This window comes from Nocardia sp. NBC_01377 (genome assembly GCF_045040005.1).
GTDB classification, from domain to species: Bacteria; Actinomycetota; Actinomycetes; order Mycobacteriales; family Mycobacteriaceae; genus Nocardia; species Nocardia noduli.
The window spans coordinates 6,372,566-6,386,961 of sequence record NZ_CP109566.1; the positions used below are offsets into that span (position 1 = coordinate 6,372,566).

13 protein-coding genes are annotated in these 14,396 nt (G+C 67.5%); 5 read left to right on the forward strand and 8 right to left on the reverse strand.

The annotated features are described in order from the left end of the window. Positions 1–10: 10 nt before the first annotated feature. Positions 11–607, reverse strand: coding sequence for a 50S ribosomal protein L25/general stress protein Ctc (locus OG225_RS29535; protein WP_405178224.1), 597 nt, complete (start codon positions 605–607; stop codon positions 11–13). A gap of 341 nt (positions 608–948) precedes the next feature. Between OG225_RS29535 and OG225_RS29540 the strand changes: the two genes are divergently transcribed. After that, positions 949–2,589, forward strand: coding sequence for a peptide chain release factor 3 (locus OG225_RS29540; protein ID WP_405178225.1), 1,641 nt, complete (start codon positions 949–951; stop codon positions 2,587–2,589). Here OG225_RS29540 and OG225_RS29545 read toward each other — a convergent pair whose 3' ends face one another. Next, a complete protein-coding gene (locus OG225_RS29545; protein ID WP_405183408.1) occupies positions 2,590–3,177 on the reverse strand; it encodes a nuclear transport factor 2 family protein in 588 nt (195 codons plus the stop codon). It abuts the gene before it with no gap. A gap of 371 nt (positions 3,178–3,548) precedes the next feature. Next, positions 3,549–4,442, reverse strand: coding sequence for an Abi-alpha family protein (locus tag OG225_RS29550; RefSeq protein ID WP_405178226.1), 894 nt, complete (start codon positions 4,440–4,442; stop codon positions 3,549–3,551). 339 nt (positions 4,443–4,781) lie between these two features. On the opposite strand from OG225_RS29550, the gene OG225_RS29555 reads away from it, so the two are divergent. Beyond that, positions 4,782–6,104, forward strand: a complete 1,323-nt coding sequence (locus OG225_RS29555) for a DUF445 domain-containing protein (RefSeq protein WP_405178227.1) — start codon at positions 4,782–4,784, stop codon at positions 6,102–6,104. Beyond that, positions 6,101–7,000 (forward strand): Abi-alpha family protein, encoded by a 900-nt coding sequence (locus tag OG225_RS29560; protein WP_405178228.1) that lies wholly within the window; start codon positions 6,101–6,103, stop codon positions 6,998–7,000. Before OG225_RS29555 ends, OG225_RS29560 begins: the two co-directional genes overlap by 4 nt. A gap of 4 nt (positions 7,001–7,004) precedes the next feature. Here the strand turns inward: OG225_RS29560 and OG225_RS29565 are convergent, their stop codons facing one another. Together OG225_RS29565 and OG225_RS29570 are read right to left on the reverse strand one after the other, a co-directional pair. Continuing rightward, the gene (locus OG225_RS29565) at positions 7,005–8,810 is read right to left on the reverse strand and encodes an ABC-F family ATP-binding cassette domain-containing protein (protein WP_405178229.1); all 1,806 of its coding nucleotides are present in this window, start codon (positions 8,808–8,810) and stop codon (positions 7,005–7,007) included. A gap of 82 nt (positions 8,811–8,892) precedes the next feature. Next, positions 8,893–9,828, reverse strand: coding sequence for a 4-(cytidine 5'-diphospho)-2-C-methyl-D-erythritol kinase (locus OG225_RS29570; RefSeq protein ID WP_109527948.1), 936 nt, complete (start codon positions 9,826–9,828; stop codon positions 8,893–8,895). A 185-nt stretch (positions 9,829–10,013) separates the two neighbouring features. On the opposite strand from OG225_RS29570, the gene OG225_RS29575 reads away from it, so the two are divergent. Next, positions 10,014–10,220: a heavy-metal-associated domain-containing protein gene (locus OG225_RS29575; RefSeq protein WP_216914490.1), complete on the forward strand. Its 207-nt coding sequence runs from the start codon at positions 10,014–10,016 to the stop codon at positions 10,218–10,220. After that, complete coding sequence (locus tag OG225_RS29580; protein WP_405178230.1) at positions 10,220–11,125, forward strand: hypothetical protein; 906 nt, start codon at positions 10,220–10,222, stop codon at positions 11,123–11,125. Before OG225_RS29575 ends, OG225_RS29580 begins: the two co-directional genes overlap by 1 nt. A 207-nt stretch (positions 11,126–11,332) precedes the next feature. On the opposite strand, the gene rsmA is transcribed toward OG225_RS29580, so the two are convergent. From rsmA to OG225_RS29595, 3 genes are all read right to left on the reverse strand, one after another. After that, on the reverse strand, positions 11,333–12,214 hold the full coding sequence (gene rsmA, locus OG225_RS29585) for a 16S rRNA (adenine(1518)-N(6)/adenine(1519)-N(6))-dimethyltransferase RsmA (RefSeq protein WP_405178231.1): 882 nt from the start codon (positions 12,212–12,214) through the stop codon (positions 11,333–11,335). A 42-nt stretch (positions 12,215–12,256) separates the two neighbouring features. After that, on the reverse strand, positions 12,257–13,384 hold the full coding sequence (locus OG225_RS29590) for a transglycosylase family protein (protein ID WP_405178232.1): 1,128 nt from the start codon (positions 13,382–13,384) through the stop codon (positions 12,257–12,259). A gap of 173 nt (positions 13,385–13,557) precedes the next feature. Then, positions 13,558–14,385 carry a TatD family hydrolase gene (locus OG225_RS29595; RefSeq protein WP_405178233.1) on the reverse strand — a complete coding sequence of 276 codons (828 nt, stop codon included), beginning with the start codon at positions 14,383–14,385 and terminating at the stop codon, positions 13,558–13,560. Positions 14,386–14,396: the final 11 nt, after the last annotated feature.

A 14,396-nucleotide genomic window follows, 5' to 3' on the forward strand; every position in this document is an offset into this window, starting at 1 on the left:
GTGCGAAAGACTATTCGGCGGACTCGGTGGCCTCGCCGGACGCTTCGCCCTCGGACTCGGCGGCAGGCGCGGCGATGATGTTGACGATCAGCAGATCGGGATCGGCGGCCAGGGTGACGCCCTCGGGCATCACGACATCGCCCGCGTTGATCTGGGTGCCTGCCTCGGCGCCCTCGATCGAGATCTCGATGGCCTCGGGCAGGTTCATCGCATCCGCCTCGATGGAGACGGTGATGGCGTCCTGGGTGACCAGGGTGCCGGAGGCGGCCTCGCCGACCAGGGTCACGGGGACATCGGCGGTGGCCTTGTCGCCACGCTTGAGGACCAGCAGGTCGGCGTGCTCGATGTAACGACGGATCGGGTGCACGACAACCGATTTAGTGAGCGCGAGCTGCTTCTCGCCGTCGATGACGAGGTTGAGCACCGCGTTGGTGCCGTGCTCACGCAGGATCGCGGCGAACGCCTGGGCGTTCACCGACAGGTGCTGCGGGTCGGACTGGTGGCCGTACAGCACGGCGGGGACGTTGCCGGCACGACGGGTGCGGCGCGCGGCGCCCTTACCGAACTCGGTGCGTACGGCGGCTTCGAGAAGGTTGGCGTCGGACATGACTGGATCTACTCCTACGGCTCTTCCGGGCTGGATCAACGGTTGCTCGCCGGCGATTACAGAAAAACCAGTGGCTGTCGTAATCGTGGCGGTGGTCTACTCGTCGGGCGAAGACTGAACGAGGACGGCCGGAAGCCGAGCCGCGTCGATCACGGTGAACGCAAAACGTCTGCGGTCACCCTCGCCGAGACAACCCGAACACCATACCGCAGCAGCCCGGACATATTTCAATCGGCCTGGTCAGCATCGGGGTGGTGGTGAGCGGCGCGGCGACGAGCCGACATCGGCCGTCACGTACGCTGGAGCGGTTGCCGATCGGTCGTGAAGTGAAAGGTTGTTCCGTGACCGCCCCTGAGGATGTCGTCGCTCCCACGCCGCGCGGACTGCCCGCCGAAGTCTCGCGTCGACGCACGTTCGCGGTGATCTCGCACCCCGACGCGGGCAAGTCGACGCTGACCGAGGCACTCGCGCTGCACGCCAGGATGATCTCCGAGGCGGGCGCCATCCACGGCAAGGCCGGACGCAAGTCGACGGTCTCGGACTGGATGGAGATGGAGAAGGCCCGAGGCATCTCCGTCAGCTCCACCGCGTTGCAGTTCAACTACCGCGCCGCGGGCTCGGATATCGACAATGTCATCAATCTGGTCGACACCCCCGGTCACTCGGATTTCTCCGAGGACACCTATCGCGTGCTCACCGCCGTCGACGCGGCGGTCATGTTGATCGACGCCGCCAAGGGCCTGGAACCGCAGACGTTGAAACTGTTCCAGGTGTGCCGCCACCGCGGTATTCCGGTCGTCACCGTCATCAACAAATGGGACAGACCGGGTCAGGCGCCGCTGGAACTGCTCGACGAGATCAACGAGCGCATCGGCCTCACTCCGACCCCGCTGTTCCTCCCTGTCGGTATCGCGGGCGATTTCCGCGGCCTGCTGCGCCGCGGCGAGGACGGCGCGGCCGTCGAGTACATCCACTTCACCCGGACCGCGGGCGGCGCGACCATCGCCCCCGAGGAATCGCTGACCCCGGACCAGGCACGCGAGCGCGAGGGCGAGGCGTGGGAGACCGCGGCCGAGGAGAGCGAACTGCTCTCGGCCACCGGGCAGGACCACGACCAGGAGATGTTCCTGGCCGGTCAGACCTCCCCGGTTATCTACGCCTCCGCGATGCTGAACTTCGGTGTCAGGCAACTGCTGGAGACGCTGGTCGCGCTGGCCCCCGCCCCGGCCGCGCGCGCCGACATCAACGGCACGCCGCGCGAGACCGGCGCCCCGTTCAGCGCGGTGGTCTTCAAGGTCCAGGCGGGGATGGACGCCGCCCATCGCGACCGGCTCGCGTTCATGCGCATCGTGTCCGGCGAATTCGAGCGCGGCATGGTGGTCACGCACGCCCAGACCGGCAGACCGTTCGCGACGAAATACGCGCTGACCGTCTTCGGCCGCGAACGCACCACGGTCGACACCGCCTATCCGGGCGATGTGGTCGGACTCGTGAACGCGACCGCGCTCGCCCCTGGCCACACCCTTTTCGTGGACAAGAAAGTGGAATTCCCGCCGATTCCCTCGTTCGCGCCCGAACATTTCGCCGCCCTGCGCGCGCAGAGCGCGGGTAAGTACAAACAGTTCCGCAAGGCGATCGACCAGCTCGATTCCGAGGGCGTGGTGCAGGTGTTGCGCAACGATCTGCGCGGTGACGCCTCCCCCGTGCTCGCCGCCGTCGGTCCGATGCAGTTCGAGGTGGTCACCGCCCGGATGATGGCCGAATTCAATGTCGAGACGAAAATGGAATTCCTCGGCTACACCCTCGCGCGGCGCACCGACGCGGAATCGGCTCCCGAACTCGATCGTCAGCGCGGCGTCGAGGTGTTCACCCGCACCGACGGTGCGATTCTCGCGCTGTTCAGTGACAAATGGCGGTTGCAGTACATCGAGAAGGAGCATCCGAAACTGCTGCTGGAACCGCTGGTCGCGACCGCGGACTGACTACCGCGACTCGGGTTCGCGCCGCACCGGCGCGGCGCCGGGATCCCGTTCGACCGGCGCGATTCCGCTCTCGCGCGCGATCAACCCCCAGCGACTGGAGGTCAGGCGCAGGCTGGGCAGATCGCTCAGCGAGAGCACCACCTCGTAGGAGCGTTCGTATCCGGTGTGCGCGATCCGCCACTGTCCGTCCTCGCAGCGCACGTAGCGGTCGGTGTAGAACGCGGCCCCGCGCAACAGCATGTTGTGCTCGGGAATGAGGACGGTATCGGCCAGGTACCAGGTACCGGTCGCGGTATCGCCGTCGACGTCGATTTCCGGGTGGTCGCAGCGATGCTCGGTGATGACGTGCGGACCGAGAGTATTGCGCATGAATGCGAGGAACGCGTCACGGGATTCGAATTGAAGATATTCGCTGTAGGTGGCGGTGGCCTCGGGAATCATCGTGTCCGCGAACTCTTCCCACTCTTTCGTGTCGAGTGTGCGCAGATAGCGGAATTTCAGCCTGCTGATTGCGGAGATGTCATCGACCCCGCGTTCGTCGCGCCGCTGAGGGGTGGTGCGGATGCGGGGGTCACCGTTGGGATTCATCTCGTCGGCCGCGGATTCGTCGGCGGCGATGGCCGGGTCCGCCTGCTCGCCGTCCGGCGCGGTCGGGTCGTCGGTGACGACAGCACCGGCGGTGACATCGTCGTCGGCGCCGGGGCGGCCGTCACCGGCGGGGGTCGGCGCCTCGGTCGCCCCGTTCACCTCGGCAACGGTCGTGACGCTCTCGGAGGTCGTGTCGCCGACGTGCCTTTCGGCGGCGTTCGCCCCCGGGTCGCCACGCCACTGCTCGCCGCTTCCCTGATGCATATCTCAACGATCCCATCCGAAGCTGCCATGCCTCACGATTTGGGGGAGATCTGTATCAGATTGCTATCACCAGACGAGCCTATTGCGTATGCGGCGGGGTCGGAAGATCAATTTCCGATCGTGAAGCAGGTCCGGCAGAAATCCTCGCCGAATTCGGTCAGCCGCAAACTCTTGCGCACGATCTTGGGCGCGCGACCGGCCTTCTTCAACGCGGCCTCGACAACCGGCTGCACTTCCAGGACCATGTACCGGCTCAACACCACCGGATCGTCGGAGGTCGAGGTCAGGCCGAGGCGGTTGAGGTTGATCAGATACGGGCGGGCACGGTCCGGGTAGCGAACGCCCGCCTGCTCCGGCACCGAGGTGAGATCGCCGCGCACCAGTTCCGAACCGATACCGAGCGGACGATTGGTCCGTACATCCACCGCGGGCTGCGGACCGTTGAGCGCCATGAAGCGCAGGATGCGCGCCTCGTCGGGGGCGAGTTCATCGAGGATGCGGTCGTAGGCGGGGTGCACGTCCTCGGTGAAGTACACGTCGGCCGAACGGGCGAGCAGCGCGTCACCGCGACGGCGTAATTCCTGCGTGGTGGCCGAACGCAGATGCGAACCGATCGCCACCGGCTGCGCGCCCGCGGTGCCGGTGCCGTTGCCGTTGCCGGGAGTCGGTACATAACTGACGATTTCGCGCACCGAACCCTCGGTGACGCCGAGCGCGCTGCGGGCGATGGCGCGCAGGGCGTTGCCGGTGCGGTCGGCGATATCGGCCGACGACTCACCGTCGAGCGCGGCCTTGGTGATCTCCTTGGTGACCTCGTAGGAGGTGTTGACCGCCCACTGTCCACCGCGCACGGCGGTGCCCGCCGCGAGTCCCGCCGCGCGGAACACACCGCGGATCAGCCTGGCCTCGTTGCTGATCTGCCGCTCTTCGACATCCGAGCTGCGTTCCACGGAGCGGGAACCGGCTCGGGTGATGTCCTGTCCGGCCCTGTCGTCTGCCACGTCTACTCCGATGTATTGCCAAGTGAACGAGTCTGTCTGCCCGAGACTATTGTCCGTCAGCCTTCCAGGTACGCCGAACTCGGCGTTCTCCGGGCCACCCCTGTCCACATCCGTGCCACCCCGCGCCGGAATGTGGTGGTGGCCATTGTCGCCGCAGCCGCACCGGGCTGCGACATTACCGCCGCGCACTGTGACCGATATCTCCGGCGCACGGCTGTCGGCGCGGCGTCGAATCCGACACGGCTCGACAGCTCACAATGGGGTCCAGCACGCCCAGGGGTGCTAGTTTGGGGTGCCGGTGAGGCGGCGGACCACCGGTTGTACCTGCAGGAGGGTGTCGTGCTGGAGAATATTTTCGGAATCCACCCGACAATCCTTCTCGAGCTTGTGACCATTCCGCTCTTCACTGGCGTGATCGGTTACATCACGAACTGGACCGGCATCTTGATGCTGTTCAAGCCGATCGCTTTCCACGGGGTCCGGCTACCCGGTCTTCGTGCGGTTTTCCCCTTCCTGCCCAAGCGAATTCAGGTTCTTCCGCTGCTGAGCTACGACGGGCGAATCGGCTGGCAGGGCATCGTTCCGTCCCGCGCCGACAAAATGGCGAGCATCGCCGTCGACAAAGGGCTGGCCAAACTCGGCAGCGTGGCCGACTTCTATCGGGAGTTGGAGCCGGACAAACTCGCCGAACATCTGACGTCCATCGCCGACGCACAGATCCGCGACATCGTCGAGGAAATCCTGCGCCGCGAACATCCGCAGTTCTGGTACAACCTGCCGACCCAGGTGCGCGAGATGGTGCACGCGCGCGTCAAGCAGCAGCTGCCCGAGATTCTGCTGGAACTGACGAATGAACTCGGCGCGAATATCGATCAACTGATCGACGTCAAGCAAATGGTGATCCGGTACTTCCAAGCCAGGCCGCATCTGCTCAATACGCTGTTCCAGGTGCTCGGCGCGAAGGAACTGCGGTTCATGCAGAACTTCGGTTTCTACTTCGGCGCGCCGATGGGTGTGGTGCTGGTCGGCGTGCTGCACCTGACGGGCTGGTCGAGTCTGGTCCTACTGCCGATCGGCGGTGTGATCATCGGCTGGGTGGTCAACTACGTCGGCCTGAACATGATCTTCGCGCCCGCCTACCCGAAATGGTGGTGCCCGTGGCGGCAGGGTCTGTTGATCAAACGCCAGGACGAGATCACCGCGGGCTACGCCGAACTGGTATCGAGCCAGGTCATGACGGTCGCCAATATCGGTGACGAACTGCTCAACGGCCCGCGCTCGGACCGCACCATGCAGATGCTGGAGGACACCTTGCGCCCCGCCGCCGACCGCGCGCTCGGCGCGGCCAGGCCCGCGGTCAAGTTCATGCTCGGCAGCCGCGAGTACGACTCGCTGCAATCCACCCTGACCACCGAGGCCATGGGAATCGCCCCCATCGCCTTCGCGGACCCGGAGTTCAACGTCCGCCAGGGCAAGCAGATCAACGACTACATCGCCAAACAGATGTCGGCGCTCTCGCCCAACGACTTCGTGGATATGCTGCGAGCGGCCATCAAACAGGACGAATGGCTCCTTTTTCTGCATGGCGGTGTGCTCGGGCTGTTCGCCGGATACGCTCATATCCTGATCTTCGGAACGGGAGTGGCGACGACATGGCTATGACGGATACGGACGGCGACGGCGGCGATATCGAGGCCGTCGAGCCCTCCGGAACCGTCGAGTCGGTGTCGCCGACGCCTTCCACGGAACTGGCGCGACGGCCGGCAGGCACGGTCGATCTTCCCGAACACGGACGCCACCGCCCTTCCGCTCGTGACACCGTGCGCGCCGCCACCGGCGTCGCCAAGGTCGCGGTCACGGCCGCGGGCGCGGTGACCGCGTGGAGTGTCGACACCGCGCTCGGCGTCGGCGCCGCCGTGGTGCGCGGCAGTATCGCGGGCACGCCGACGCGGGAGGTCCTCGCCGAGGCCGAAGCCGAATTCAAGGGCGCGGTCCGCAAAGCCCTCGGTATTTCCTCCGCACCGGCCACCAGCCGGGACGCCGAGGTGCCGACACTGCGCGAACAGGGCGCGGCGCTGCTGAAACTGTCCGCGAGCACCCACGCCGACGCCGGGGAGATCCACCCCGCCTTCGCGCGGATGCTCGCCGATCTGACCCCCGACGAAGCCCGCATCCTGCGTTTCCTGCACATGGACGGCCCGCAGCCTTCCATCGATATCCGCACCGGGCGTCCGCGCGGACTCGGCGCGGAGCGGGTCGTGTCGGGACTCAATCTGATCGGTGACCACGCGGGCCTGCGTTTCCCGAACCGGATCCAGCAGTATCTGCCCAACCTGCGCCGACTCGGGCTGATCGACTTCGCGCGCGAACCGGTCGGCAATCCGAACCGCTACCAGATCCTCGAGGCGCAGTCGCCGGTGCGGGAAGTGCTCAAGCGCTCAGGATTCGGGACCAAGGTGTACTACCGCAGCATCGTGCTCACCGGATTCGGCGCGGATTTCGTGCAGACCTGCCTTCCGGTGGTCGTACAGGACGGCCGCGCCTCCGGCACCAGCTGACGTCTCAGGATTCGTCGGCCAGTTCCATCCAGCGTTCCTCGGCGATCTCCTTGTCGGCGAGCACCTGTTTGAGTTCGGCGCCGAGCGTGACGAGCCGGTCCGGCTCGGTGGCCGCGTCGGCCAGCGCCGCGTGCAGTTTCCGCTCGCGCTCGGTGAGTTTGTCGATGGCGCGTTCGAGTTTGGACAATTCCTTGCGGGCGGCGCGGTAGGCGGCGGAATCGGTGGCCGTGGCCGCCGTAACGACCGCTTTGCCGTCGCCCGGTTTGCCAGAGGTCTCCCCCTGTGCCGCACGCTTTTTCAGGTATTCGTCGATGCCGCCGGGCAGGTTGGTGAGTTTCCCGTCGCCGAACAGCGCCCACGTCGAATCCGCGATGCGTTCGATGAGATAGCGATCGTGGCTGATGACGACCAGGGTGCCCGCCCAGTTGTCGAGCAGATCCTCCAACTGCTGCAAGGTGTCGATATCGAGATCGTTGGTCGGCTCGTCGAGCAGCAGCACATTCGGTTCGGCCATCAGGATGCGGGTGAGCTGGAGTCGCCTGCGCTCGCCGCCGGACAGATCACCGACCGGGGTGCGCTGACGCGCGGGGGTGAACCCGAGCCGCTCGGCGAGTTGACCGGCGGAGATCTCCTTGTCGCCCAGCATGATTCGCTGCGCGACCTGCTGGACGGCTTCGAGCACCCGCATATCGACCGGCAGGTCGTCGAGTTCCTGTCGCAGCCAGCCGATCTGGACGGTCTGGCCCTGAATCCGTTTGCCCGCGGCCGGTTCCACCTCGCCCGCCAGCGCGCGCAACAGGGTGGTCTTGCCCGAACCGTTGACCCCGACCAGACCGACACGCTCGCCCGGCGCGAGACGCCAGGTGAGGTCGCGCACCAGTTCCCGCCCGTCCGGGGTGGTGAGGGTGGTGTCCTCGAGTTCGATCACGACGCGGCCGAGACGTTTGCGGGCGAACGCGGCCAGCGAGACACTGTCGCGCGGGGCCGGCACATCGGCGATGAGCGCCTCGGCCGCTTCGACCCGGTAGCGCGGCTTGGAGGTGCGCGCCCGCGCGCCGCGTCGCAACCACGCCAACTCCTTGCGCGCCAGATTGCTGCGGCGGGCCTCGCTCGCGTCGGACTGCCTCGCGCGTTCGGCCCTGGCGAAGATCCAGTCGCCGTACCCGCCCTCGTAACTCTCGACCTTGCCGCCGACGACCTCCCAGGTATTCGTGGCGACGGTGTCGAGGAACCAGCGATCGTGGGTGACGACGACGAGCGCGCTGCGCCGCGCGGTCAGATGCCGCGCCAGCCACTGCACACCCTCGACGTCGAGGTGGTTGGTCGGCTCGTCCAGGACGAGCAGGTCGAGATCACGCACCAGCGCGGCGGCCAGCGCGACCCGGCGACGTTCCCCGCCGGAGAGGTTGTCCACCGAGGCGTCCATGCCGAGGCCCTCGATGCCGATGCCCTCGATGACCGAGCGGATCCGCGGATTCGACGCCCATTCGTGTTCGGCCAGATCGTGGGAGCCGCCGACGCTCTGATCGTCGGCGAGACCCGCGAGCACGATCGATCCCACCGTCGACCCGGGAAGCAACACCCCGCGCTGGGTGACCACGGCGACGCGCAATCCGCCGACCCGGCTCACCCGACCCGAGTCGGGCGCCTCGATCCCGGTCAGCACCTCGAGCAGCGTGGTCTTACCGCCGCCGTTCAGGCCGACGACACCGATGCGTTCACCGGCGTGTACGCCGAGCGACACATTGTCCAGAAGCGGCGTGATGCCGAAGCTCTTGGACACCTGTTCGAGGTTGATCAGGTTGGACATGGATCCTTCCGAAGGTCGCGCGGGCAGCGCGCTGCGTGCCCCGGCAAGCGTAACGCGCCCGCCGTGTCCGGTTCCGCGCCGATCAGCGCTTACCGTGCGCCTCGTCGCCGATCACGCGCGCGCCGGGGACGGGCCCGCTCGCGGTGCGCACGCTGCGGGTGACGCCCGCGCCCGCCAGTTCCGCCGCGACCGAGATCGCGGAATCCGCGCTCTCGCAGAGGAAGGCGCAGGTCGGTCCCGAGCCCGAGACCAGGGCGGCCAGCGCACCCGCCGTGACGCCCGCGCGCAGTGTCCTGCGCAGTTCCGGCTTCAACGACAGGGCGGCGGCCTGAAGGTCGTTGCCGAGCAGCGGGGCCAGCTGGGCCGGGTCACCCGAGGCGAGTGCCTGCATGAGGTCCTGCGGTTCGCCGAGGCGGGGCGGATCACCGTTGGCGCGCAGCCGGTCCAGTTCCGCGAAGACCGACGGCGTCGACAGTCCGTCCTTGGCCAGGGCGAGCACCCAGTGAAAGGTATTGCGGGACAGCACGGGCAGCAGCCGTTCGCCCCGGCCGGTGCCGAGCGCGGTGCCGCCGTGCAGTGAGAAGGGCACATCGCTGCCGAGTTCGGCGGCGATCACGGCCAATTCGTCGCGGGCGAGCCCGAGTTCCCAGAGTTCGTTCAGCCCGACGAGCGCGGCGGCGGCGTCCGCGCTGCCGCCCGCCATCCCACCGGCGACCGGAATGCCCTTGGTGATCGCGATCTCGACCAGGGGCGCGCGACCGGCGAGGTGCGCGAGCCGCACCGCCGCCTTCCAGACGAGATTGGTCCGATCGGTCGGCACCTGCGCCGCGCCCTCGCCGGTGACGCGCACACTCAGTACCGTGGACGGGGCGATCCGTAGATCGTCGCTCAGCGAGAGCGCCTGGAAAACGGTCGTCAGATCGTGATAGCCGTCCGCGCGCAGATCGCCGACTCCGAGGTGCAGATTCACCTTCGACGGCGCGCGCACGATGACTGGGCTTGGCACTACTGACAACACGATGCTCAAGCCTAACCGGTGGCTACGACACCCGTCTCGACCGATATGAGCCGTTCACCCGCCGGTCGCGATTCGGTGACGACAGCCCGCGACCGACTGTTTGCACCATGTACCCCTCGGGGGTATCTTCGAATTGTCCGGATACCCCTGGACCGTATTATCGACGACGAGCGAAGGAGTCGGAGATGGCCACAGCCACCTACACCGTCAAGGGCATGTCCTGCGGACACTGCGTCAGTTCGGTCAAGACGGAGATCGGCAGGATCGACGGGGTGACCTCGGTGGATGTCGACCTCGCGACCGGCGCGGTGCGCGTGGACAGCGCCGAACCCGTCACCGACGCCGCGATCGCGGCAGCCGTCGACGAGGCGGGCTACGAGGTCGCCGTCTGATGCGGGACCGGCTGAGATTCGTCGCGGTCGGCGGTGGACTCGTCGCGCTGCTCGGCGTCGCGCTCGGAATCGGAGCCCTGGTCGGCGATCCGGACGAGACGGTGGATCGCGGCGCGCATCACGCCGAGGCGACCGGGGCGGCAAGCGGGCTGTCGGATTCGGAATCCGGCTACCGCCTGGTCGACCTGACCGCACCCACCGCGCCGAATCAGGCCGGTCCCCTGACATTCCGCATCATCGGGCCGGACGGCGAACCCGTCACACGGTTCACCACCCAGCACGAGAAGAAATTGCACCTCATCGTCGTCCGCTCGGACGCCACCGAATTCCGGCACGTGCACCCGGGCATGGACGCCGCGGGCGTCTGGTCGACCGACTGGACGTGGGCCGCGCCGGGAAGCTACCGGGTATTCGCCGATTTCGTGCCCGAGACCACCGGGGAGCAAAAGGATCTGGTACTCGGCCGCACCGTCGACGTCGCGGGCCCGGTGACGCTCGCACCGCTGCCCCCGCCCGCCGACACCGCGAACGTCGACGGCTATCAGGTCGCCCGCCACGGTGAGCTGACCACTCGCGGAGGGGAATTGCGTTTCACGATCTCGCGCGACGGCAAACCGGTCACCGACCTCGATCCCTATCTCGGGGCCAACGCCCACTTGGTCGCGTTGCGCGCCGGGGATCTGGCCTACCTGCACGTGCATCCGGAGACCGACGGCACCCGCGGACCGGACGTGACATTCCACGCGCAGGCCCCGAGCGCGGACGACTACCGGCTCTACCTGGACTTCTCCCACGGCGGCGCGGTGCACACCGCGGAATTCACCGCCTCGGCCACGGGCTCGGAAAAACTCACAGGCCCATCCACATCCGGCAGCGGCGGTCACACGGGTGGCGGACACCGGTGAAAGGTTCGGGCCCGCGCGCCTGATCTCGCCGATACACCGGGTTCGACCTGGCCTTTTATCGAAGTGTGAGGTCGATTCGGCAGTACCGGCGACGGTCCGGCGCGCCCTGCCCTTCGGTCGACCGAAGGAAGGCAAACACCGGTTATCCACAGTTTGTTCGGACGACCGCTTTTATCGTCGGACCGTACGAGTCGACCCGAGCCCGACTCAGGCCTGCGCGGCCAATCGGACGTAGGCGGCGGTGTCGAGGGTCTCACCGCGCGCGGTCGGCGCGATCCCCGCCGCGATCAGCCTGCGCTCGGCCTCGGGTGCCGATCCCGCCCACCCGGCGAGCGCGGCGCGCAGGGTCTTCCTGCGCTGCGCGAAGGCCGCGTCCACGACGGCGAAGACCCGGCGGCGGTGTTCCTCGTCGGTCGGCCACGGCGGTTCGGCGTAGCGCTCCACGCGGACCAGACCGGATTCCACGCGCGGCACCGGCCAGAAGACCTGGGTGCCGACCGCGCCGGCGCGGCGCACCGTGCCGAAGAAACCCGCCTTGACGCTCGGGACACCGTAGACGCGGCCGCCGGGTTCGGCGGCGAGCCGGTCGGCGACCTCGGCCTGCACCATCACCAGGGAGGTCATGAGACTCGGCAGCTCGGCGAGCAGATGCAGCAGCACCGGCACCGCGACGTTGTAGGGCAGATTGGCGACCAGCGCGGTCGGCACCGCGGGCAGGTCGGCGGCGGCCACCCGCAGCGCGTCGGCCTCGACCACCCGCAGTCGGTCGGCCAAATCCGGCGCGCGGTCGGCCACGGTGACCGGAAGATGTTGCGCGAGTAGCGGATCGATTTCCACGGCGACCACGGAATCCACCACGTCGAGCAGGGCGAGGGTCAGCGAACCGAGTCCGGGGCCCACTTCGAGAACGGTGTCGGCGCGCCCCACACCCGCCGCCGCGACGATCCGACGCACCGTATTGCCGTCGTGCACGAAGTTCTGCCCGAGCTGTTTGGTCGGACGCACCCCGAAACGCTCCGCCAGCGTTCGCACCTCGGCGGGGCCGAGCAGAGCTGCGCTGCCACGCACGGAGGTATCGGATTCTGACACCCGAAGAACCTACCAAGTGCCCGACGTCGGGAAAGGCGCGGACTACCCGAGGCCGAGGCGGCCGGTGCAGCCGGGCCAGGCGCCCCAGCCCTGCCTGGCGCGGGTGACTTCGGCGATCGCGATCTGCTCTTCCCTGGTGGCGAGATCGGCACGCGGCGCGTAGCGGGTGCCGCCCTGGCGCTCCCAGGTGCTCTGGTCGAACTGGATACCGCCGTAGTAGCCGTTACCGGTGTTGATCGCCCAGTTGCCGGTCGATTCGCAGCGCGCGAGCGCGTCCCAGATCGCGCCGTCGCGTACCGGGGGCACCTCGGTACCCGGTTTGGCGCCTTTGCGCACCGTCTTGGGCTGCGCGGGCACGGTGACGGTACTGGCGATCTGCTCCCGGCCGATCTCGGAGCCGTTGAGCATCGTGACCGCGAACGTGACGTCCTGAACCCCGGGCGCGCCCTTCTCCTCGACGATGGCGCGGCTCATATTCATCGTGACGTCCTCGATGACGTTCTCCGGCGGATCCAGCGGCATCGTCTCGACGCGCTTCTCGATCCGCTGGCGGGTGACGACCACCTTCATCCCGTCGGTGAGCGGGGTGTCGGCGGCCGGTTCCACGCTGTCCTGCTCGATGAGCGGAATACCCGCGACGGTGAGGAATTCGCCGACCGTCGGCGCGGCCAGCCGCACGTCGACGGTATTGCCGATGCCGTCGAGCAGCGCGACGGTGCGCGGGGTCGAGACCCGCATCGAGGCGCCGATCAGCGGCAACCGCTCGCCGCGCGCGGGCGCGACGTAGTTGTCGGCGGAGATCTTCAGCTGTTCCATGGCCTCACCCGCGGTCACGCCGGTGGTCCACACCTTCTGCGCCTTGCCGTCGATCGTCAGGGTGATCTCGCGGGCCCGGTTGAACACGATCGTCGCGCCGTCGACGAGCGCGGCGGCCGGATTGGGGCGCACCAGGTCGCGGTCGGAGACGTCGAAGCCCGCGGCGCGCAGCAGTCCGGCGACATTGCGCGACATGGTGGTCTCGGTGGTCTGCTCGCCGTCCACCACGACGGTGACGGTCTTGCGGTTCACGATCGCCATCGCCGCACCCACGATCAGCGTCATCAGCAGGGCCGCGATCGCCGCGTAGAGCAGCGGCGATCTGGACTGGTTGATGCGCACGAATGGGGACATGGTCACAGCACGATAACGAAGCCGGGGTGGCACGACAACCGACGACACGCGAACTGCGCGGACCGTTATCACGAACAAATCTCGACACCGCAGGTAAATCACGGAATGGAGACCAGAAGTGAGCTGGATCACACACCTGTGTAGTGCGATGCCGAACGGGTATTCGCGCGATCTCAGACCCGGTAGACGCGCCTCGCGTTGAGTGTGGTGAGTTCGGCCAACTCGAACGGATCCTGCTCCCGCAATTCGGCCAGCGCGCGCACCGTGTACGGCAGGCAGTACGGTTCGTTCGGCGCTCCGCGGAACGGATGCGGGGTCAGATAGGGTGCGTCGGTTTCCACCAGGATCTGCTCGACCGGGACGACCTTGGCGGCCTCGCGCAATTCGTGCGCGTTACGGAAACTCACCGTTCCGGAGAAGCTCAGGAAGTAGCCCTCCCCCACGCACGCGAGCGCCATATTCGTATCCGACGAGAAGCAATGGAAGATCACCTTCGACGGCGCGCCCTCGTCCAGCAATACGGTGAGCAGATCGTGATCGGCCTCGCGATTGTGGATCATCAGCGGCTTCTTCGACCGTTTCGCCAGATCGATATGCCAGCGGAAACCCTCGATCTGGGTTTCGACATCCGCGCAGCCCTCGAGCTTTCCGGGCCAGTAGTAGTCGAGCCCGGTCTCACCGACCGCGACCACCCTCGGATCGGCGGCGAGCCGTTCCAGCTCGGCCTTGGCCTCGTCATCGAGAGCGTTCGCCCTGGTCGGATGCAATGCCACCGCGGCGTACACCCGCGGATCCCAGTGCGCGGCGCGCACCGCCCACCGCGCGGCGGCCAGATCGTCGGCGACGGTGACGATGGTGCCGACCCCGGCCGAGGCCGCCCGATCGGCCATCACCCGGACCGAATCGGCGTCGGTCGCGCCGCAGGCATCCAGGTGGGTGTGGGCGTCGACCAGCGGTTCGAGCGGTTCGGGCAGTTCCGGCGCGGGCCGTTTCGCGCTCATCGGCGGCCTGC